This window comes from Acidovorax sp. Leaf73 (genome assembly GCF_916855635.1).
Taxonomy (GTDB): Bacteria; Pseudomonadota; Gammaproteobacteria; order Burkholderiales; family Burkholderiaceae_C; genus Acidovorax; species Acidovorax facilis.
Map to the genome: position 1 here is coordinate 637605 of NZ_CAKASI010000002.1, position 20329 is coordinate 657933.

Consider the following 20329-nt stretch of genomic DNA (forward strand, 5'->3'; position numbering starts at 1 on the left):
CTTGCGCTCGCATTGAACAACCTCGCCTTTGTTGTGTGAAACAAACCTATGCTGGGATTGGGTGTGCAACCGAAAAACATGACTTCGCAAGAGCAAAAGAAAGGCATCGAGCAGTCTTTGAAAAAATTCAAGGAGCTCAGAAGAAATCTCGGCCCAGATGCCAGCGTTGAACAAAAACGGTATCTAGACGAGATGATCTTGATGGGCGAAAAAGCGCTGGGCGGTGTGGTTCAGCACGGCCGAAAGACCCACCAACACGTATCGCCGCTTTCCTTAAGCTGGCGGCGGATAGGGTGGCGTCTGCTTCTGATTGCTGTGGTATCGATCGTGACATTTGGTGCATATGCTTTTTTGGGCTGGGTGTGACCTCAGTTTTGCCATCACAACCGCCTCCGCAGTGCATTCGCCCCAGCCCAGCAGCGAATCGACCGCATGGCTAAACTCATCTCGCAACTGCTGGCGCCCCGCCACTGTCCCCCTCATTTGCCTGGAGTCCCCGCATGCCTGATTCTTCGACTTACACCCCGCCCGCCATCTGGCAATGGAACAAAGAAAACGGCGGTCAATTCGCCAGCATCAACCGGCCCGTTGCCGGTGCCACGCATGACAAGGAACTGCCCGTAGGGCGCCATCCGCTGCAGCTGTATTCGCTGGGCACGCCCAATGGCGTGAAAGTCACGGTCATGCTGGAAGAGCTACTGGCGCTGGGCCATAGCGGGGCGGAGTACGACGCGTGGCTGATTCGCATCAACGAGGGCGAGCAGTTCGGCAGCGGGTTCGTGTCTGTGAACCCCAACTCCAAGATCCCGGCCCTGCTGGACCGCACCGACCCCGCCAACCCTGTGCGGGTGTTTGAGTCCGGCGCCATCCTGATGTATCTGGCTGAAAAGTTCGGTAGTGCCTTTTTGCCTAAAGACGGCGCGGCGCGGGCGGAGTGCCTGTCGTGGCTGTTCTGGCAGATGGGAAGTGCGCCGTTTGTGGGCGGCGGGTTTGGGCATTTTTATGCCTACGCGCCGGTCAAGATCGAGTACGCGATCGATCGCTATGCGATGGAGGCCAAGCGCCAGCTGGATGTGCTGAACCAGCGCCTGGCTATGACCGAGTACGTGGCGGGCGATGAGTACACGGTGGCCGATATTGCGATCTGGCCCTGGTATGGCTTGCTGGTGAAAGGGCAGGCCTACAACGCGGGCGAGTTTTTGCAGGTGCATGAATACACGCATGTGGTGCGCTGGGCCGAGCAGGTGGCCAAGCGCCCGGCGGTGCAGCGTGGGCGCAAGGTGAACCGTGTTCAGGGCGACCTGGCCAGCCAGTTGCGCGAGCGGCATGAGGCCAGCGACTTTGACACCAAGACGCAGGACAAGATCGAGGCGGCGGCAGCAGCTTCTTCACCCGCACGCTGAGTGTTTTTGCAAGGCGTCACCATGATCACTTTGTACGACTGCGCCACCGCGCCCAGCCCGCGCCGCGCGCGCATCCTGCTGGCAGAAAAGGGTGTGGCCCACGACACCGTGCAGGTGGACCTGCGCAATGGCGAGCAACTGGGCGATGCCTACCGCCAGATCAACCCGCAGTGCACGGTGCCCGCGCTGCGCACCGAAGAGGGTTTGCTGCTGACCGACAACGCGGCCATCACCGCGTATGTCGAGGCGCGCTACCCGCAGCCTGCATTGCTGGGCGAAACGCCTGCAGAAAAGGCCGAAATCGCCAGCTGGAACTGGCGCCTGGAGTTCGAGGGCCTGTTGGCCATTGCCGAGGCGTTGCGCAACAGCGCACCCGCCATGGCCAACCGGGCGCTGCCCGGCGCGGTGGACTACCCGCAAATACCGGCGCTGGCCGAGCGGGGGCTGGTGCGCGTGGGGCAATTCTTTCAGTTGCTCAACGAGCGCTTGGTGGACCGCGACTTCATTGCCACCGACCGCTTCAGCGTGGCCGACATCACGGCGGTGGTGGCGGTGGACTTTGCGCGCGTGGTCAAGCACAAGCCCGGCGAGCAGCACCCGCACTTGCTGCGTTGGCGTGCGGCCATGGCGCAGCGGCTGTCGATGTCGCTCTAACTATCGCGCTGCTCCAGTCCCCGTTTGAGTCGCAATGGGTGGATGCAAGGATTGCGCATCGGGCCTGTTCCTTGCATTGTTAGCCCATGCGCCTTCGCCACATAGAAGTTTTCAACGCCGTCATGCTCACCGGCAGCGTGAGCGCGGCGGCCCGCCTCATCAACGTCACCCAGCCGGCGGTCAGCCGCATCCTGGCCCATGCGGAACTGCAGCTAGGGTTTCCGCTGTTTCATCGGCTCAAAGGCAAGCTGGTGCCCACTACCGAGGCACAGACCCTGTACCCCCACATCGAGCGCCTGTTCACCCAGCTCGACGATGTGCAGCGCTTGGCCAACAGCCTCAAGGGCGACCAGCGCGAGGGCGAGTTGCACATCCTCAGCGTGCTAGCGCTGAGCTACGAGGTATTGCCACGCGCGCTGCGGTTCTTTCGGCAGAAGCACCCGGATGTGAAGGTCACCATCGATGCGCTCCATTCTCCGCAGATCGTGTCGGCCCTGGTGCTGCAGGAGGCGGATGTGGGCTTTGTGTTCAGCGCCATCGCCCACCCCGCGCTCACGCAGGAGCACCTAGCCGATGGCCGCATGGTGTGTGTGGCGCCCAAGGGCATGCTGGGTGCGGCGCTGGTGGATGCGGGCGTGGCGCACCTGGCCGATCTGGCCGATACGCCCGTGGTGCGGCTGGATGTGCGCGACCCTATCGGCACGGTGGTCAGCCATGCCTGCCGTGAAGCCGGCGTTGGCCTACAGACGGCGATCACGGTGCAGACCTACCACGCCGCGCTGGCCCTGGCGCACCACGGCCATGCGGTGGCGGTGGTGGACACCTGCACGGCTGCTTCGGCCGACCGCAGCAAGGTGGATGTGCTGGCGCTGGCGCCGCACATTGCTGTGCCCATCAAGTCATTGCGCACTGTGAACCGGCCCAGCTCGCTGCTGGCCAGCGCCATGACGCAGTGCATGCGCCAAGCGGTGGCCGAGACGCTGGAGTCCGTGGGTCTGCGGGAGGCCGAATAGCGCCGTGTGGGGAGGGCTGCTCAGGCTGTCGGCACCACCAGCTCGGCCACCTGCGCGGCCGTGCCAAACGCCAGCGTAAAGCCCAACGCGCCGTGGCCCGTGTTCAGCAGCAGGTTGTCTGGGGCGTGGGTGTGCCTTCCCACCAGCGGCACGCCCGTGGGGGTGGCCGGACGCATGCCGGTCCAGGGGCTCAGTTCGCTGAAGTCGCTGCAGCCGGGGAACAACGCGCGGGTGGCCTCGCACAGGCTCTGGATGCGCGCGGGCGGAATGCGGTCGTCGTGCCCCACCAGCTCGGCCATGCCGGCCACGCGCAGGCGCTGGCCGATGCGTGCAAAGACCACCTTGCGCGCAGCATCGGTCACGTTCACGCGGGGAGCTGCTCCGGCAGCGTCCGTCGTATCCAGCGTGACGCTGTAGCCCTTGAGCGGGTAGATGGGCAGGCGAAAGCCCAGGGTCTTTGCCGCCTGGTGGCTGGCGCTCCCCAGAGCCAGCACAAATTGCTGCGCCTCGATGGCGCCCGCGCTGGTCTGGACGGCTGCAATGCGCCGCGCATGGTGCACAAAGCCCTCCACGCGCGTGCCCAGCACAAAGCGCACCCCGCGTGCTGCCAGCAACCGCTGCAGTCCCTGGCACACCGCCAGGCAGTCGGCCGCGCATTCGCTGGGGGTGTAGATGGCGCCTGCAATGCTGCGGTGGTAGTGCTGCAGCGCGGGCTCGATCTCCACACAGCGCTGGGGCGAGACGGCTTCCTGCTCGCTGCCCCAGGCGCGCTGCAGTTCCATCTGCTGCTGCGCTGCGGCGAGACCAGCGGGGGTGCTGTACAGCACGAGCTTGCCAGTGTTGGAGAAATTGCAGTCCAGCTGCTCGGCCTGCAGCATGGCTTCAAAACCGTGGCGGCTGAGTGCGGCCAGGGCCAGCAGGTGTTGGGTGCTGCGCTCGGACGTGCGCCGGTTGCAGGCCCGCAAAAACTCCAGGCCCCAGCGCCACTGGTGCACGTCCCACTGCGGGCGCATCTTGAGCGGCGAGCGGGGCGACAGCAGCAGTTCTGGCAACTGGTGCCACAGGCCGGCATTGGCCAGAGGCTGCACATAGCTGTAGCTCAATTGCGCGCCATTGCCGCCGCTGGCGCCAGCACCGGGCTGGGCCTGGTCGATCACGGTCACCTGCATGCCGCGCTGGTGGAGCTCATAGGCGGTGGCCAGGCCCACGATGCCTGCGCCAAGGACACATACCTGCATCTTGTGTGTTCTATGTTGTTGGTTGACTGAAAGTCAATGTAGGGTGAGGGCGGGCCTTTGAACAATGCCAATGCCATGCGCAGCCATGCCGGGAAGTTATGCGTGTGCACCGATGGAAGGCACACAGCACGGAACAGCCGCGCGGAATGGGAAAAATGGCACTTGGATGGTGCGGCGGTGTGCACCAGATCGGCGGCATAACTTTTGGTCATGAGGTACCCGTGCAAATGAATTGTTCAAGTGCTGCGCGAATTTTTACAGTGCCCCTGCGTCTCGCTTTTTCAACCGTCCACCTGATTTTTCGCAAAGGGATTCCCATGAAGCTCTCCGCCGTCACCTCCGCCGCCATCGTGCTCACCGGCCTGCTGGCCAGCGCCATGGCCAGTGCCGACACCCTCAAGAAGGTTGCCGAGTCGGGCAAGATCACGCTGGCCTACCGTGAGTCATCGGTGCCCTTCAGCTACCTCTCGGGCCCCGGTGCCCCGGTGGGCTTTGCGGTGGACATCTCGAACGCGGTGGTCGATGCCGTGAAGAAGCGCATGAACAACCCCGCCCTCAAAGTGGAACTGCAGGCGGTGACATCGCAGAACCGTATTCCGTTGCTGACCAACGGCACCATCGATCTGGAGTGCGGATCGACCACCAACAACACGGCGCGGGGCAAGGATGTGCAATTTGCCATCAACTACTTCTACACCGGCACGCGCCTGCTGACCAAGAAGACATCGGGCGTCAAGAACTACGCAGACCTGGCCAAGAAGAAGGTGGCCAGCACCTCGGGCACCACCAACGCACAAGTGATTCGCAAGTACAACCGCGACAACAACCTCGACATGGACATCGTGCTGGGCAAGGACCATGACGACTCCGTGTTGCTGGTGGAAACGGGACGGGCGGAAGCGTTTGCGATGGATGACATCCTGCTGTTCGGTCTGATGGGCAACCAGCGCAACCCGGCCGATTGGACGGTGGTGGGTGATTCGCTGCAGGTGGAGCCCTATGCCTGCATGCTGCGCAAGGACGACCCGCAGTTCCAGGCGCTGGTCAACGGCGTGATCGGCGGGATGATGAAGTCGGGCGAATTCGAAAAGCTCTACACCAAGTGGTTCATGTCGCCAGTGCCACCGCGCAACCAGAACCTGAACCTGGCCATGAGCAAGGAGCTGCGCGAGAACCTGGTGGCCCAAAGCGACAAGCCCGCACAGTAAGCCGGAGCGCGCATGTCTTTAGTGTCTGCAAGCCACCCCCACGCCCCGCAGGTGGTGGGGATTCTGGGCGGGATGGGCCCGGCCGCCGGGGCTGACTTTGTGCGCCTGTTCGTGCAGGCCTGCACCGACCGCATGGAGGTGCTGGGCATTCCGGTGCGCGACCAGGCCTACCCCGAGCACTGGCTGGCGCAGGTGCCCATCCCGGACCGCACGGCCGCGCTGAACGACACGCGCCCCGGCGCGCACCAGCCCGCAGACCCCATGCTGCAGGCCACCGGGCGGCTGGCTGCGCTGGGCGCGCGGGTGGTGGCGATTGCCTGCAACACGGCCCATGCCTGGCACGGCATCCTGCAGCAGCGGTTTCCACAGATGGTGGTCTTGCACGGCGTGCAGGAGGTGGTAGCCGAGCTGTCGGCGCGCAAGGTGCAGGGCGTGGGGCTACTGGCCACACGCGGCGCCTACGACGCGGGCCTGTACCAGCGTGAGCTGGAGCGTGCGCGCATCGCCTGCTTTGTACCCGACGACCATGAGCGCGAGCAGTTGATGCAGGGAATCTACGACGGCGTGAAGGCGGGCAACTATCCGCTGGCGCGACAGCGCTTTGAGGCCGTGTCGATTGCGCTGCAGGAGCGCTACGGCGTGTCCACGCTGATCATGGGCTGCACCGAGATTCCCCTGGCGCTGGCGGAGCACCCCCGGCTCGAAGGGCTCTCGCTGGTGAATCCCTCGGTGGTGCTGGCCTCGGCCCTGGCCCGGCATGCCTACTGGCACATCCATCCTGCGGGCTGAGCCCCGCGCACTGCCGTCGGCTTGGTGAGCGGCCGAATCCTTTTTCTTGCCATGTCCTCAGTCTGCCTGGGGTGGCGACTTCTTGATTGAAGGTGAACACCATGACAGTTGCGACGGTCGGAAAAAGGCTGGGCGGGAGCATGAGCGCGGCCGTGCTTGCGCTTGCGTTCGGCATGGCGGGTGGCGGCAAGGTGCTGGCACAGGCGGCGGCACCATCGCAGGCGGCGCCGTCGTTACCATCCCAGGGGAAGACGCTACAACGCATCCAGTCCAGCGGCGTGGTGGTCATCGGCCACCGCGAATCGTCCATGCCGATGTCCTATGTGGCCCACGGAACACCCATGGGTTACAGCGTGGATGTTTGCCTTCAGGTTGCGCAGGCGCTGGGGCGCCATCTCAAGCTGCGCGAGACCAAGGTGGCCTACCGCCTGGTCACTTCCAGCAGCCGCTTCGATGCCATTGAAAAAGGCGAGGTGGACCTGGAATGTGGCTCCACCACCAACACGGCAGCGCGCCGTGAGCGCGTGGCATTCACCATTGCGCATTTCATTGCCTCGTCGCGCATCGTGGTGCAAAGCGACAAGCCTTATTCCCGCATCGAAGACCTGGATGGCAAGACACTCGCATCCACAGCGGGCACCACCAACATTGATTCGCTGGCGCGCGAGGCTGCCACCAAGTCGGTGCGCGTGCGCATCGAGCCCGCCAAGGACCACGCCGAAGGCTTCGGCTGGGTGGTGAGCGGCAAGGTCGAAGGCTTTGCGATGGACGACGTGCTGCTCTACTGCCTGCGCGCCAGCCACACCAAGCCGCAGGACCTGAAGGTCATCGGCAAGCCCATGACCATCGAGCCTTATGCCGTGGCGTTTGAGCGCAACAACCCCGAACTCAAGGCCGTGGTGGATGCCGAGCTGCGCCGTTTGATCCAGACCCGCGAGCTGCACCGCCTGTATGACAAGTGGTTCACTCAGCCGATTCCCCCCCAAGGCATCAACCTGGGCATGCGCATGCCGCACCTGCTGGTGGATTCGCTCAAGTACCCGTCGGACTACGTGCCGCAGTAGGCACGGTGGCGCGCGGGGTGGGCCTTCAACGCCAGGCCGTAGCCACCAGCTGGCTGTAATGCACGCCTTTGCGCCCCAGCAACTGCTCGAACACGGCCGGATTGCCCACGTTGTCGCTGCCCAGCATGCTCAGGGTTTCGGTGCACCAGGGCACGCTGAGCACCGCATCGCCCATGCGTGCGCTGAGCTGCGTCAGCGCGTCGGGCAGGCGCAGCACGCGGGCGGGGCCATGGCCCTGTTGTTGCCGCAGGCTGGCGACGAACTCTCCCATGGTCAGCGCTTCGGGCCCCGGGCATTCAATGAGGCCCTGGGTGGCCATGGCTGGGCCCAGCAGGGCAACGATGGCGGCGGCCAGGTCGTGCACCGACACGGGCTGCACGCGCGCCGTGAGCATCGGGCCGGGGAACAGCGCCACGGGCAGGCGGGCCAGATTCATGAACAGGGCGCTGCTGTCGCCGCCTTTGCCAAACACCACGCTGGGCCGCAGGATGGCGGGGTTCAGGGCGCCCCGCGCTGCCAGGGCCTGTAAATGCACGTCGGCCGCGCGCTTGGTGCTGGCGTAGCGCGTGGTGCTGCCTTCAATGCCCAGCGCCGAGATGTGCACCACCCGTCTCACACCCGCCTGAGCACAGGCGTTGAACAAGGCCACGGGGGTGTGCTGATGGACGGCGTCGATAGGGCGTGCGCTGCTGTCGCGCAGCACGCCCACAGCGTTGACGACGGCGTCGATCCCCGCCAGGCGTGGCAGCCACGCATCGGGCGTGGTGTCGCGGGCAAAGTCCATGGGGATCTGCAGCGGCTGTGCGGTGCGCTGGCGGGGCGAAACCCCGCCGTGCACCGTGTGCCCTGCGCGGGTCAGTGCCGCTGCCACGGTGTGGCCAATGAATCCGGTGGAGCCGGTCAGCAGGATGTGCATCAACAGTGCCTTTGAAAGAAAAAGAAGGTCATCGGCGGGTGTGGGTTCTTGGAGCGGTGCACGAAAAAAACGCTGAGTGCTCCGCTACTGCCAGCGGCGCCGGGCCTGTTCATGCGCCCGGGTCAAACACCTCAAAGCGGTTGCGGCCCCCATACTTGGCGCGGTACAGGGCTGCATCGGCCGCCTGCACCAGTGTGTCAGACCCGGCCTCCGGGCGTGGGACCACACTCGCAATGCCCATGCTGAACGTGATGATGGGCGCCGTGGGGGAGCGGGGGTGGGCCAGGGCGGCATCCCGCAGGCTGTCCATGCAGCGCTGTGCCACGGTCACGGCCTCGGGCAACGGCACGTCGGGCAGCAGCAGCACAAACTCTTCGCCGCCATAGCGTGCGGCCACCTCATCCGCGCGTCGGATGGTGGCTTGCAGCAGTTGGGCCACGCGGCGCAGGCATTCGTCGCCAGCCAGGTGGCCGTAGTGGTCGTTGTAGAGCTTGAAGTGGTCGATGTCGATCAGGATGACGGTCAGCGGCAGGCCGTGCCTGCCGCAGCGCATCCATTCCGTGGCCAGACGGTCGTCAAACCGGCGCCGGTTGCCGATGCCCGTGACACCGTCGGTGGTGGACAGCAGCGCCAGCTTGGCGTTGGCGGCGGCCAGCTCCTGCTCTTTGCGCACCAGCTGGGTCACGTCGGTGCGCACACCGGCAATGCCGCCCTGGGGGGTGCGGCGTTCGTCGGCCTGTACCCACCGGCCGTCGGTCAGGTGCTGCAAAACGGACTGGATGGCGGCCTGGTGGTCGGCCACACGTTGGGCCAGCCAGGCCTCTTCGTTGCCCACTGCGTCCAAGTACTGCCCGCGCTCAACGCCGTAGCGGGCAATTTGCTCAAAGGTGCTACCGGGCAAGATCATGGGTGCCGAGATGGGGTACAGCCGTCGGTACTGCGCGTTGCACACCACCAGCCGGTCGTCGGCATCGAACAGCGCAAACCCCTCGGGCAGCGATTCGATGGCGTCCTGCAGCAGTTGCCGCGCCTGCTGGGCTTCGTCCTGCGCCGCTTCGAGTGCCTGGCGCTGTTCGATTAGGTCGGTGATGTCCAGGCGCACCGCCACCACATAGTTTTCAGGGGTGCGGGTTTCGTAAATGTTGATCCAGCGCCCATCGGCCAGCCGCTGCACCAGGTTGGACGTGCGGCTGCCGTGCTCTGACAGGCGCTCGGCAATCCAGGTTTCCTCGCGGCCGTTGGCAGAGGGGACCAGCCCCCGCTGCACCGAATACCGCAGGATGTCGGCAAAGCTTTTGCCCAGATGCTCTGCGTAGTTCATGTGGGGGTACATGCGCGAGAGCTGCTGGTTAAACAGCACCAGCCGGTCCTGCTCGTCAAAGATCTCGATGCTGACGGGCAGGGCCTCCACCGCGCGCTCCAGCAACTGGCGCATGCGCTGGCTTTCCTGGCGGGCTTCCTCTGCCTTTTGGCGCTGCTCGATCAGGTCGCTGATGTCCAGCCGCACCACCACGGTCATGCCCGAGGGGGTGCGGCTTTCGTGCATGTGCATCCATGCACCATTGGGGTAGTGGCGCACCTCGGGGCCAGGACGGTGGCCGCGCAGGGCCAGTTCGTGGGCCAGCCACAGCTCTTCCTGGCCGCGCGCTTCTTCGGGAATGCCGTGCTGGAGGCCTTCACGCAGCAGTTCTTCATAGGTCTTGCCCAGCGATGTCTGCACGGGCAGGTGCGGGCGCAGGTTGGCCATGAAGTTGTTGCACAGCACCAGCCTGTCGTTCTCGTCATAGATATCGAGGCCGGCGGGCATGGCGTCCACCGCTTCGTGCAGGCGGCGCTCTGCGCGTTCGGCGTCGGCCAGCGCCTGTTTCAGCGCGCGTTCCTTGTGCACGGTGTCGGTGATGTCGGTGCGCAACACCACCACGCCGCCGCCGTCGAGCGTGCGCTCGGTCAGCTGCATCCAGCGGTCGCCCCGCACCTCCTGCACTTCGGGGCCGGACGGTGATCGGTGGCGTTCCATGCGGCCCGCCAGCCAGGTTTCCAGGTCTGGCCGCGCGTCCCGGATCTCGCCCGAAGCGGCGGCCCGGCGCAGTACGTCTTCAAACCGTGTCCCATAGTCCACCGCCATCGTGATGCCCGGGGCCACCTCGCGGTAGCGTGTGTTGCACAGCACCAGGCGGTCGTCCGCGTCGTAGATGGCCAGGCCGTCGGGCAGGATGTCGAGCGTGGCCGACAGCTGTGCGCTGGCCTGCAGGGCTGCCTGCTGCGCAGCCTCTGCCGCCACCTGGCAGCGCTGCGCACGCCGTGCAAGCTGCCAGTGCAGGCCGGCCATGGCCCACAGCGCCAGCCCGGCAGCCACCAGAGCCGCGCGCACTGGCGCCTCCAGCACATGGCTGGCCAGCGCCCAGGCCAGCAGCCCCAGCCCACCCATGCCGCAGACCCCGCACACGACCGCCGTCAGCAGAGCCGGAGGTTCTTCGCGCGCTGGCGGTGGAGCAGGGGGCATGGTTGGTAGGTCCCAGGTTCGCAGAAAGTCTAGCAGTGCGCCCCTGTTTGCGGTACCGGCAAATGCGGCAAGGCTCCAAACCGCCTAGACTGCGGCTTCCGCCCGTTACCGCCCTTGTTGGCCCCCTCTTCTTTCACCCTGGAGAAACCGATGCTCACTGAAGACCTCCACTCCGACGCACGCGCGCTGTTGCCAGGCCGCACCACCGAGGCGGGCGCCACCCGCCGCACAGCGCTACAGACCGCACTGGGCCTGGGCTATGCCGCAGCAGCCGCACCCATCATGGCGCAGACGGCCATCGCCACGCCCAGCGACGGCCTGACGGCCGGGGAGGTGAGTTTTACGGTCAACGGCTTCAAGGTGCCCGCCTACCGCGCAGCACCTGCCGGCAAGACCGGTCTGCCCGTGGTGCTGGTGATCCAGGAAATCTTTGGCGTGCACGAGTACATCGCCGACACCTGCCGCCGCTTTGCCAAGGCAGGCTACCTGGCCATTGCGCCCCAGCTGTATGCGCGCCAGGGCGACCCGTCGCAGTACACCGACATTGCCAAGCTCATGGCCGAAGTGGTCTCCAAGGTGCCTGACGCCCAGGTGATGGCCGACCTCGATGGTGCGGTGCAATGGGCCACTGCCAACGGCGGCGACGCCGCGCGCATGGGCATCACCGGCTTTTGCTGGGGCGGCCGCATCACCTGGCTGTACGCAGCCCATGGCCCCGTGAAAGCGGGCGTGGCCTGGTACGGCAGGCTGGTGGGCCAGGCCAGCGAGCTGACGCCCAAGCACCCTGTGGAAATCGCCCCCATCCTCAAGGCCCCGGTGCTGGGGCTGTATGGCGAAAAAGATACCGGGATACCCCTTGACACGGTTGATAAGATGAAAGCTGCCCTGGCCAGTGGCTCGCCGCAGGCCAAGGCATCGGAATTTGTGGTGTACCCCGACGCGCCCCACGCCTTCCATGCCGACTACCGCGCGAGCTACCGCAAGGAAGCCGCCGAAGACGGCTGGAAGCGGGCGCTGGCCTGGTTCAAGACGCATGGCGTGGTCTGAGAGGCTGAGAGTCTTTTGCCTATGCCCGCCTTGCGCGCCAAAACACCGCTGCTCGTCGTTGCAAATGCTCGCCATAGCCCGAGCTATGGCTGCGCTTTGCGCCTCGATCAGCTGCGTTTTGACGCACCTTTCGGGCTCGGGCAAAAAACTCTCGGCCTCTGAGCCGGTACCCTGCAATCCGCCCGCAGCCGCCCCCTCACCGGGGCGGCTTTTTTAATCTCGCGTCCGGGGCGTGGGATTTGAACGAAAATAAGCTCTGTGGCTTATCTATAAAGCGTAAGAAGCTATGACTTTAGTAGCAATCATCTTGGCCACGCTGGCTGCGGGCATTGGCAGCGTGTGGCTGGCCGCACTGCTGATGCGGCTGGGCCTGGGCGGGCGCACCGACAGCGTGGGCCCCCAGCACCTGCTGAGCCTGGCGGCGGGAGCCCTGCTGGCCACGGCCTTCATGCATCTGCTGCCCGAGGCGTTCGAGAGCCAGGCGGGCGCCCACGACCTGTTTGCCACCTTGCTGGTGGGTGTGGTGTTTTTCTTCTTGCTGGACAAGGCCGAGCTGTGGCACCACGGGCATGAGCACAGCCACGCACAGCCCTCCACCCACGGCCACGTCCATGCAGACCACGATCACGCCCATGACCACGGCCATGCGCACCACCATCACCATCACCACGGGCCGCGCTCTGGCGGATGGGCGGTGCTCACGGGCGACAGCGTGCATTGTTTTGGCGACGGTATCCTGATCGCCTCGGCCTTCATGGCCGACATCCGCCTGGGCGTGATCGCCGCCGTTTCAGTGTTGGCGCACGAGGTGCCGCACCACATGGGCGACCTGGTGGTGCTGCGCCAGACCAGCCCCAACCGCCGCATGGCGCTGGTCAAGGTGTCGCTGGCGGGCGCCGTGACGGCGCTGGGCGGCGTGGTGGGCTACTTCCTGGTGGGGCAGCTGCAAGACTTCTTGCCCTACTTCCTGGCCGTGGCGTCGAGCAGTTTTGTGTATGTGGCGCTGGCCGACCTGATTCCCCAGCTGCAAAAGCGCCTCACGGCGCGCGAAACCATTGCGCAGATCGCCTGGCTGATTGCGGGCATGGTGATCGTGACGCTGGTGAGCGGGGCGGCGCACGCGCATTGACGCCCTTGACCTGGCTCAAGGCCGCGCCAGGTGGTTGTGCCATTCTGGTGGAATGACTTCCCCCCACGCCGCCCCCGCCACCCTGGGCCTGCTCGCCCAGCCCACGCGTTTTCTGTTTTTTACGGGCAAGGGCGGCGTGGGCAAGACCTCGCTGTCCACGGCTGCGGCCATTGCCCTGGCGGATGCTGGTCGGCAGGTGCTGCTGGTCAGCACCGATGCAGCCTCCAACCTCGATGAAATGCTGGGCGTGCCGCTGTCCAACCAGCCGGTGGCCGTGCCCGGGGTGCCGGGGCTGCACATGCTCAACATCGACCCCGACACCGCCGCTGAGGCCTACCGCCAGCGTGTGCTGGCACAGCTGGAGGCCACAGCCACCAGCGACGAACGCGCGACGGTGCGCGAACAACTCTCGGGCGCCTGCACCACCGAGATCGCGGCGTTCGATGAATTTGCGGCGCTGCTGGCCAGCGAGGGCAGCGATACCGGCCATGTGTTCGACCATGTGGTGTTCGACACCGCGCCCACCGGCCACACGCTGCGCCTGCTGAGCCTGCCCAAGGCGTGGACCGGATTCCTGGCGGGCAATGACCGGGGCGCATCGTGCCTCGGGCCGCACTCGGGCCTGAAGATGCAGGAGGCGCGCTTCAACGCCGCCCTGGCCGCGCTGAGCGACCCGGCCCTGACCACCGTGGTGCTGGTCACCCGCCCCGACCCCCGTCCCATGCAGGAGGCCGCGCGCACCGCGCTGGAGCTGCGCGCCCTCGGCCTGGCCAACCAGCGCCTGGCCATCAACGGCGTGTTCCATGCCAGCCGACCGGGGCAGGACGCGGTGGCCGACGCCATTGAGTCCCTAGGCCGCGAAGCCATGGACCAGATGCCCGATGCGCTGGCCCAGTTGCCACGCGACGAGGTGCCGCTGCGCGCCTTTGACACCGTGGGCCTGCCCGCGCTGCGGGCATTGCTGGGGGGCGGCGATGTGCCATTGGGCGCGCCTGCCTCCACGGCGGGTGTGCTGTTGCAGGCCGAACCCCTCTCGTCCCTGGCAGATGCACTGGCCGCCAAGGGCCACGGCCTCATCATGGTGATGGGCAAGGGCGGCGTGGGCAAGACCACCATCGCCGCCGCGCTGGCCGTGGGCCTGGTGCAGCGCGGGCACAGCGTCCACCTCACCACCACCGACCCGGCAGCCCATGTGCAAGCCCAGCTCGACGGCAGCCTGCCCGGCCTGAAAGTGGGCCGCATCGACCCGCACGCAGAGACACAGGCCTACATCGACAAGATCATGGCCACGCGCGGCAAGGCCCTGGACGACGCGGGCCGCGCCCTGCTGCTGGAAGACCTGCAATCGCCATGCACCGAAGAGGTGGCCGTGTTCCATGCCTTCAGCCGCGTGGTCAACGAAGCGCGCAGCGCCTTTGTGGTGCTGGACACGGCGCCCACCGGCCACAGCCTGCTGCTGATGGACGCCACCGGCGCCTACCACCGGCAGATGACGCAGCAGTACGAAGGCAGCGCAAACTCCAAACACATCATCACCCCGCTCATGCGCCTGCAGGACGCTGACATGACCCATGTGGTCATCGTCACGCTGCCCGAAGTCACCCCCGTGAGCCAGGCGGCAGCGCTGCAGGACGACCTGCGCCGCGCCCACATCGAGCCCTGGGCCTGGGTCATCAACAAAAGCGTGGCGGCCACGGGCACCAGCGACCCGCTGCTGCAGGCCCGCCTGGTGGGCGAGCAACAGCAGGCCGCGCGCATTGCCAACGGCCTGGCGCAGCGCACTTATGTGCTGCCCTGGCTGGCTACGCCGCCGGTGGGGGTGGCTGCACTGGGCCAACTGGCGTCGGCGCCCCCAGCCACGATCCGTTGAGGCAAACATGAATAGTGAATGGGGGAAAGTACCAAAGAAAAATAGCCGCCAGCGCTTATCAGTAAAGCGCAAGCAGCTATATTTTTAATAGCGAATGCCGGGCGGTGTGCCACCGCCTTGCGGCATCGCTGAGGTCAGAGCATGGTTTCGCGCTGTTGCTCGGCGCGCGATGCGCCAATGGCGGTTTCCACGTTCTTGACCTCTTCGGGAGGGGGCAGCACGGCAGGCAGGCCCAGCGCCTCCAGGGCCAGCTCGCGGCACCAGCCCTTGGTGTGGTACAGGTGGTGGTCCTCGTCTTTCTCCACCGCCTTGTGGGCCGATTTCAACGTCTGGCCCACGTCGCCCGTGGCCACCTCGGCCACCTTGCCCAGCAGCTCCCAATTGGCGTGGTCTTTCGTCTCGGCGTGCACTACGCATTCACAGGCCACCAACTGGGCGGCGGCGGGGTTGCCCCCCTGTTTGGCCAGCAGCATGGCCTTGACCAGGGATTCGCCGATGTGTTTGACCACCGCCCGGCTGGGCGACTGCGCATCGGGGTCCAGCCCCAGGGTGTCGCACAGGCTGCGCACCACATCCTGGTGGGTCAAGGTTTCTTCCAGATAGCTTTCCCATTCCTTCTTGAGATCGGGGTTCACGGCACAGGTGAGCGCGGTGCGGTACACCTGCTCGCCGCCGAGTTCGGTTTCCATCATCTGGAGCACCAGATCATCAAGCTGGTGGCTGTCATAGTGGGCTTTGGGCATGGTTTCTCCTTGGGTGGGGGTTGGGAACGGGATGGATGCGTCATGCGAGGGTGCGGACCTTGGGTTCGCGCTCCCACTGGCGGGTCTGTGCAGCGGCGATGAAGCCCTGCGCGTCGGCGGGGTCCACCACGCCTGCGTCGGGCTCGATGCCACCGGCTTGCAGGATGGCCTGGGTGCCCTTGCAGGCGGCAATCGCCTTGAGGTGGCCGAACGCGTCGCGGAACCAGTCCACGGCGGCGGCCTCTTTGGCCAGCAGTGCGCCCATGTCGGGCGACAGGATGGAGGCCACAGCGTCAAACACAACCGATGGCGTGCCTTGCAGCTGTCCGTCGGCGGGCAACAGCGTGCCGTCTTTCAGCACGGCTCCGCCCACCTTGGGCGACACGATCTTGACGGTGGCGCCCACCTTCTCCAGCGCCTTGCGCAGGTTGGCCACCGTGTTGCCGTTGGAGCCATCGGCCACCAGGATGCCGATGCAGCGCCCCTGCAGCGTGGGCTTCATGCGGTCGATGATGCGCAGCGCGGGTGAAGGGGGCAGGTCCTGCACTGGCTCGGCGGCAGTCGGGGCGGGGGGCAGCGCCTGCATGCCCAGGCCGTCGGCTACACGCTGGGCGAGGTCGGTGTCTACATGCTGCAGGTGGCCCACCACGGCTTCACGCACATGCACAGTGGCTACCTTGGACAGCTCGAATACCAAGGCCGACGCCATGTGGGCCTGCTCCAGCGGGCTCTGGCTGCGAAAGAACATGCGCGCCTGGCTGTAGTGGTCGGCAAAACTCTCGGGGCGGATGCGGCCTTTTCCTCGGCCATCGCCGTCGTCGGCCTGAGCGAAGTGGCGGAAGCCTTGTGCCAGTGAGGCGCGTGGCGTGTCACCCTGCAGACTGCTGGGTTCGTAGGCAACGCGGCCCTTGGGCACCTGCATCTGCATGTGACCGTCGCGCTGCATGTTGTGGAACGGGCACTTGGGCGCATTGATGGGGATCTGCGTGAAGTTGGGCCCGCCCAGGCGGGACAGCTGCGTGTCCACGTACGAGAACAGGCGGCCCTGGAGCAGCGGGTCGTTGCTGAAGTCGATGCCAGGCGGCACGTTGGCGGGGCAAAACGCCACCTGCTCGGTTTCTGCAAAGAAGTTGTCGGGCCAGCGGTTGAGCACCATGCGGCCAACGGGCTGCAGGGGCACCAGTTCTTCGGGGATGAGCTTGGTGGGGTCCAGGTGGTCGAAGGGGAAGTGCTCGGCATCCTCCTCTGTGAAGAGCTGCACCGACAGCTCCCATTCCGGGAAGTCGCCCGCCTCGATGGCTTCGAACAGGTCACGCCGGTGGAAGTCGTTGTCGGCCGATTGCAGCTTGACGGCTTCGTCCCACACCGTGGACTGGATGCCCAGCTTGGGGCGCCAGTGGAACTTCACGAACGTGCTGTCGCCCGCAGCATTGACGAGCCGGAAGCTGTGCACGCCAAACCCCTCCATCATGCGCAGGCTGCGCGGGATGGTGCGGTCGCTCATGGCCCACATGATCATGTGCATGGTTTCGGGCATCAGCGAGACAAAGTCCCAGAAGGTGTCGTGTGCACTGGCCGCCTGGGGGAACGCGCGGTCGGGTTCCATCTTCACCGCGTGCACCAGGTCCGGGAACTTCATCGCATCCTGGATGAAGAACACGGGGATGTTGTTGCCTACCAGGTCCCAGTTGCCTTCGGGCGTGTAGAACTTGACGGCAAAGCCGCGCACGTCACGCGGTGTGTCCACCGATCCCGCGCCGCCTGCAACGGTCGAAAAGCGCGTGAACACGGGCGTCTGCACGCCCACTTCCGTCAGCACCTTGGCAGTGGTGTATTGCTTGAGCGAATGCGTGAGTTCAAAGAAACCGTGGGCTGCCGAGCCGCGCGCATGCACGATGCGCTCGGGGATGCGCTCGTGGTCAAAGTGCGTGATCTTCTCGCGCAGGACAAAGTCTTCGAGCAGCGTGGGGCCGCGTGGCGACGGGCGCAGGGAATTCTGGTTGTCTGCCACCGGGATGCCCTGCTGCGTGGTCAGCACCGGGTGCTTGCCCCCGGCTTGCTGCTGCAATTCGCCTGCGTTGCCGCGAAATGTGTCTGACTGGGTGGAAGAGGGCAGGGCAGACGGCGATTTTTTTGCCGCGCCGCGCGAAGTGGGGGTTTGGGCCATGGGCGCTCCTGGGGGTTCTGGGTAATGAAACAAGACCAACCAACATCGTTGGACCCCCGTGCTTTTCGAGGAGTAGGACGCCGCCCCATCCGGGCGTCGTCGTCGTCAGGCAATGGCCCGTTGCCTGTGCGCTAAAGCCTCTCGGTGTTTGCTACGCTTGCGCCCATCCTGCAGGGCCCATTGCCTTGTGGCGCGACCCTCTCCTTTGCCCTTGCCAGACTGATCCATGTTCTACGCCATCCCCCTCGAAAACCGGCCCACCTGGCGCAACCCGCCCTGGATGACGGTGCTGCTGATCCTGGTGAACATGCTCGTGTTCTGGGGCCCGCAGCGCTCGGAAGAAAAGGCGCAGGACCGGGCGGCCGCCTTCTACGTGGCCAGCCCCTTGCCCGCCATCGAAGTCCCGCGTTTTGTGGCCTGGCTGGAAGAAACCGGCGACAAGCACCTCAAAGAGGCCCGCGCCCTGCAAAAGGCGGGCGACCATCGCATGCTGTTGCGCTGGATGGAGCAGGAAGACGGCTTTCAGCAGCGGCTGAAAAGCCCGCGCTTTGTGCCACCCGAAGACCCGCGGTACACCGACTGGAAGGCCGCGCGCGCCCAGTACGAAGCCCGGATGCCAGCCCCTTTCACCCGCAAGTGGGCGCAGAACTTTGAAAAGGACGCGGAGCTGCGCCCCGTCACCTGGCTCACGGCCACCTTCTTGCACGGCAGCACCGGGCACCTCATCGGCAACATGGTGTTTTTGTTTCTGTTCGGCTTTTCGGTGGAGCTGGCACTGGGCCGGGGCTGGTACCTGGCGTTTTACCTGCTGGGTGGCCTGGGCGGCTCGCTGCTGGCGGGCTGGGCCTATGCGGGCATGGGCAGCTACGGCCTGGGCGCTTCGGGCGCCGTGTCGGCCCTGATGGGCATGTACGCGGTGCTGTACCGGCTGCGGCGCGTGCGGTTTTTTTACCAGCTGTTTTTCTACTTCAACTACGTGACCGCACCGGCGTTGCTGCTGTTGCCCGCGTGGATTGCCAACGAGTTGCTGCAGCACTGGCTGAGCGGAAAGGGCGTGGCCTACATGGCCCACCTGGGCGGGCTGGTGACCGGCGCATCGCTGATGGCGCTGGCCATGCTGCTGCGCAAGAAACCGATGGAAGTGCCGGTGACGCAGGACGCCGCGCCCGACGACGGCTTTGACGCCCATGTGGCCAACGCCCAGCGCCTGGCGCAGGGCATGAAGTTCGAACAGGCCCTGGCCCAGTGGCGCGCGGCGGCCAAGCTGCGCCCACAAGACCAGGCGGTGCTCAGCGCCTGGTTCAAAACGGCATCGCTGTGGCCCGACGGCGAAGACTTCCACCGTGCCGCGCGCCGCATCTTTCGCTTGCACGCCCACGACGAGCAGACGCTGCAGTTTCAGCACGCCAGCTACCGCACGTATTTTGAAAAGGCCAAGCCGGGTGCCCGTTTGCAGCCGGACGACATGGCCCGCCTCTCACGCCGCTTTGCGCGTGCGCAGCAATGGGGTGATGCCGAAAAGCTGTTCAACGCCTTGCACAAAACCGCCCCCACGCACCCCGAGCTGGGCGACACGCTGGGCATGCTGGTGTCGGCCTTGTGCCATGCGGGGCGGCGCGAGCAGGCGGCTGCTTTGGGACCGCAGCTGAAGCAGCTGGCGCCGGGGAGTGCGGCGCTGCGTGGCCTGGGGTGAGGACTGTTGTGGGTAAATTTGGTGCTGGCGCTTATTGAGTAGGCGCAAGCAGCTATTAAATTGGTAGCAATTTCCGAAATCGCACTGCTAATTTCTATCGGTTGGGCTGAGCTGGTCGTAGCCTGGTCAACTCGCCCATCAATGCCGATGCGCCACCTGTTCCAGATGCCCGGCAGGCCCCTGGCTGTATCCCCCCATCGGCCCTCCAGGCGCAGTGGGAGGCGCAGCCGGTGGCGCCCGCCGCACGCGCGGCACCACGCTCAACTGCACGGTGTCCAGCACCGGTCCCGGCACCACGTTCAGTGCCTTGCGCGGCAAATCAATCAACTGCTCGGCATGCCACACCCGCACCTGCGCGGCACCATCCGGCACGCCCGCAAAGCGGGCAATGCCATCGGCATCGGTCTTCAGCGTCCAGCCCGAATCCGTCACAAACACATGGCCGCGCATGGAGCCGTGCAGGTGGCACGACAACAGCACCACCCCCGGCGTATCGAGCTTGACCTCGAAGGAGTTGGCAGGCTTGCCGTCGGCCTTGCCCGCCAGGCGCAGTTCAAAACCGCTGTTGGCTGTGCCCGCCGCAGCCGCCAGGCCCGCCGCCGCACCGCGCACGTGGTGGTCCCAGCGGTCCTGGTTGGTAAAGCGCACCGTGGCACCGGGCTCGACCACCGTGACGGCGGGCACAAAGCGCATCTTTTCCTGCTCGATGGTGGGGTTGGCCTGCAGCAGGCTGGGCGATGTGCCGCCCGTGCCACCGGGGTACACCACCACCACGGCTTCGGGCACGGGCTTGCCGTCGCGGTCCAGCACCTGGATTTGAACATTTCCGGCGCTAGCGCTTGCCCACAAAGCGCTAGCAGCTACAAAAATCATAGTATTTTTCATAGGTACA

Annotated in this window: 17 protein-coding genes; 11 read left to right on the forward strand and 6 right to left on the reverse strand. The window is 65.7% G+C overall.

Annotated features, from left to right (window positions below):
- Window positions 1-78 precede the first annotated feature (78 nt).
- From LPA35_RS09280 to LPA35_RS09295, 4 genes are all read left to right on the forward strand, one after another.
- Window positions 79-366, forward strand: a complete 288-nt coding sequence (locus LPA35_RS09280) for a hypothetical protein (protein ID WP_228896631.1) — start codon at window positions 79-81, stop codon at window positions 364-366.
- A gap of 134 nt (window positions 367-500) precedes the next feature.
- Window positions 501-1403, forward strand: coding sequence for a glutathione-dependent disulfide-bond oxidoreductase (gene yghU, locus LPA35_RS09285; protein ID WP_228896633.1), 903 nt, complete (start codon window positions 501-503; stop codon window positions 1401-1403).
- A 21-nt stretch (window positions 1404-1424) separates the two neighbouring features.
- Window positions 1425-2057, forward strand: a complete 633-nt coding sequence (locus tag LPA35_RS09290) for a glutathione S-transferase family protein (protein WP_228896636.1) — start codon at window positions 1425-1427, stop codon at window positions 2055-2057.
- Between the two features lie 86 nt (window positions 2058-2143).
- Complete coding sequence (locus LPA35_RS09295; RefSeq protein WP_121420828.1) at window positions 2144-3070, forward strand: LysR family transcriptional regulator; 927 nt, start codon at window positions 2144-2146, stop codon at window positions 3068-3070.
- A 20-nt stretch (window positions 3071-3090) separates the two neighbouring features.
- On the opposite strand, the gene LPA35_RS09300 is transcribed toward LPA35_RS09295, so the two are convergent.
- Window positions 3091-4308 carry a D-amino acid dehydrogenase gene (locus tag LPA35_RS09300; RefSeq protein WP_228896638.1) on the reverse strand — a complete coding sequence of 406 codons (1218 nt, stop codon included), beginning with the start codon at window positions 4306-4308 and terminating at the stop codon, window positions 3091-3093.
- Window positions 4309-4625: 317 nt separating this feature from the next.
- On the opposite strand from LPA35_RS09300, the gene LPA35_RS09305 reads away from it, so the two are divergent.
- The 3 genes from LPA35_RS09305 to LPA35_RS09315 all read left to right on the forward strand — a co-directional run bounded on the left by LPA35_RS09305 (window position 4626) and on the right by LPA35_RS09315 (window position 7369).
- Window positions 4626-5516 carry an amino acid ABC transporter substrate-binding protein gene (locus tag LPA35_RS09305; RefSeq protein WP_228896641.1) on the forward strand — a complete coding sequence of 297 codons (891 nt, stop codon included), beginning with the start codon at window positions 4626-4628 and terminating at the stop codon, window positions 5514-5516.
- 12 nt (window positions 5517-5528) lie between these two features.
- Complete coding sequence (locus LPA35_RS09310) at window positions 5529-6305, forward strand: aspartate/glutamate racemase family protein (RefSeq protein WP_228896642.1); 777 nt, start codon at window positions 5529-5531, stop codon at window positions 6303-6305.
- Between the two features lie 101 nt (window positions 6306-6406).
- Entirely contained in the window at window positions 6407-7369 is a 963-nt protein-coding gene (locus LPA35_RS09315) for an amino acid ABC transporter substrate-binding protein (protein WP_228896644.1), read from the forward strand.
- Window positions 7370-7394: 25 nt separating this feature from the next.
- Here the strand turns inward: LPA35_RS09315 and LPA35_RS09320 are convergent, their stop codons facing one another.
- On the reverse strand, window positions 7395-8285 hold the full coding sequence (locus LPA35_RS09320) for an NAD-dependent epimerase/dehydratase family protein (RefSeq protein WP_228896646.1): 891 nt from the start codon (window positions 8283-8285) through the stop codon (window positions 7395-7397).
- Window positions 8286-8394: 109 nt separating this feature from the next.
- Window positions 8395-10788 (reverse strand): GGDEF domain-containing protein, encoded by a 2394-nt coding sequence (locus LPA35_RS09325; RefSeq protein ID WP_228896649.1) that lies wholly within the window; start codon window positions 10786-10788, stop codon window positions 8395-8397.
- 150 nt (window positions 10789-10938) lie between these two features.
- On the opposite strand from LPA35_RS09325, the gene LPA35_RS09330 reads away from it, so the two are divergent.
- The 3 genes from LPA35_RS09330 to arsA all read left to right on the forward strand — a co-directional run bounded on the left by LPA35_RS09330 (window position 10939) and on the right by arsA (window position 14834).
- Window positions 10939-11835: a dienelactone hydrolase family protein gene (locus LPA35_RS09330; RefSeq protein WP_228896651.1), complete on the forward strand. Its 897-nt coding sequence runs from the start codon at window positions 10939-10941 to the stop codon at window positions 11833-11835.
- Window positions 11836-12121: 286 nt separating this feature from the next.
- On the forward strand, window positions 12122-12964 hold the full coding sequence (locus LPA35_RS09335; RefSeq protein ID WP_228896653.1) for a ZIP family metal transporter: 843 nt from the start codon (window positions 12122-12124) through the stop codon (window positions 12962-12964).
- A gap of 52 nt (window positions 12965-13016) precedes the next feature.
- Complete coding sequence (arsA, locus tag LPA35_RS09340; RefSeq protein WP_228896655.1) at window positions 13017-14834, forward strand: arsenical pump-driving ATPase; 1818 nt, start codon at window positions 13017-13019, stop codon at window positions 14832-14834.
- A 134-nt stretch (window positions 14835-14968) separates the two neighbouring features.
- Here the strand turns inward: arsA and LPA35_RS09345 are convergent, their stop codons facing one another.
- Entirely contained in the window at window positions 14969-15577 is a 609-nt protein-coding gene (locus tag LPA35_RS09345; RefSeq protein ID WP_055400597.1) for a hypothetical protein, read from the reverse strand.
- A 40-nt stretch (window positions 15578-15617) separates the two neighbouring features.
- Complete coding sequence (locus LPA35_RS09350) at window positions 15618-17744, reverse strand: catalase (RefSeq protein ID WP_228896657.1); 2127 nt, start codon at window positions 17742-17744, stop codon at window positions 15618-15620.
- A 226-nt stretch (window positions 17745-17970) separates the two neighbouring features.
- Here LPA35_RS09350 and LPA35_RS09355 point away from each other — a divergent pair, with 226 nt between their 5' ends.
- Complete coding sequence (locus LPA35_RS09355) at window positions 17971-19437, forward strand: rhomboid family intramembrane serine protease (protein ID WP_228896659.1); 1467 nt, start codon at window positions 17971-17973, stop codon at window positions 19435-19437.
- 138 nt (window positions 19438-19575) lie between these two features.
- Here the strand turns inward: LPA35_RS09355 and LPA35_RS09360 are convergent, their stop codons facing one another.
- Window positions 19576-20322, reverse strand: a complete 747-nt coding sequence (locus LPA35_RS09360) for a plastocyanin/azurin family copper-binding protein (RefSeq protein ID WP_228896661.1) — start codon at window positions 20320-20322, stop codon at window positions 19576-19578.
- Between the last annotated feature and the right edge of the window lie 7 nt (window positions 20323-20329).

Excerpts from the sequence above, each read along its gene's own strand:
- LPA35_RS09280 (WP_228896631.1), top strand. The coding sequence starts at position 79 with ATGACTTCGCAAGAGCAAAAGAAAGGCATCGAGCAGTCTTTGAAAAAA.
- yghU (WP_228896633.1), top strand. The coding sequence starts at position 501 with ATGCCTGATTCTTCGACTTACACCCCGCCCGCCATCTGGCAATGGAAC.
- LPA35_RS09290 (WP_228896636.1), top strand. The coding sequence starts at position 1,425 with ATGATCACTTTGTACGACTGCGCCACCGCGCCCAGCCCGCGCCGCGCG.
- LPA35_RS09295 (WP_121420828.1), top strand. The coding sequence starts at position 2,144 with ATGCGCCTTCGCCACATAGAAGTTTTCAACGCCGTCATGCTCACCGGC.
- LPA35_RS09300 (WP_228896638.1), bottom strand. The coding sequence starts at position 4,308 with ATGCAGGTATGTGTCCTTGGCGCAGGCATCGTGGGCCTGGCCACCGCC.
- LPA35_RS09305 (WP_228896641.1), top strand. The coding sequence starts at position 4,626 with ATGAAGCTCTCCGCCGTCACCTCCGCCGCCATCGTGCTCACCGGCCTG.
- LPA35_RS09310 (WP_228896642.1), top strand. The coding sequence starts at position 5,529 with ATGTCTTTAGTGTCTGCAAGCCACCCCCACGCCCCGCAGGTGGTGGGG.
- LPA35_RS09315 (WP_228896644.1), top strand. The coding sequence starts at position 6,407 with ATGACAGTTGCGACGGTCGGAAAAAGGCTGGGCGGGAGCATGAGCGCG.
- LPA35_RS09320 (WP_228896646.1), bottom strand. The coding sequence starts at position 8,285 with ATGCACATCCTGCTGACCGGCTCCACCGGATTCATTGGCCACACCGTG.
- LPA35_RS09325 (WP_228896649.1), bottom strand. The coding sequence starts at position 10,788 with ATGCCCCCTGCTCCACCGCCAGCGCGCGAAGAACCTCCGGCTCTGCTG.
- LPA35_RS09330 (WP_228896651.1), top strand. The coding sequence starts at position 10,939 with ATGCTCACTGAAGACCTCCACTCCGACGCACGCGCGCTGTTGCCAGGC.
- LPA35_RS09335 (WP_228896653.1), top strand. The coding sequence starts at position 12,122 with ATGACTTTAGTAGCAATCATCTTGGCCACGCTGGCTGCGGGCATTGGC.
- arsA (WP_228896655.1), top strand. The coding sequence starts at position 13,017 with ATGACTTCCCCCCACGCCGCCCCCGCCACCCTGGGCCTGCTCGCCCAG.
- LPA35_RS09345 (WP_055400597.1), bottom strand. The coding sequence starts at position 15,577 with ATGCCCAAAGCCCACTATGACAGCCACCAGCTTGATGATCTGGTGCTC.
- LPA35_RS09350 (WP_228896657.1), bottom strand. The coding sequence starts at position 17,744 with ATGGCCCAAACCCCCACTTCGCGCGGCGCGGCAAAAAAATCGCCGTCT.
- LPA35_RS09355 (WP_228896659.1), top strand. The coding sequence starts at position 17,971 with ATGTTCTACGCCATCCCCCTCGAAAACCGGCCCACCTGGCGCAACCCG.
- LPA35_RS09360 (WP_228896661.1), bottom strand. The coding sequence starts at position 20,322 with ATGAAAAATACTATGATTTTTGTAGCTGCTAGCGCTTTGTGGGCAAGC.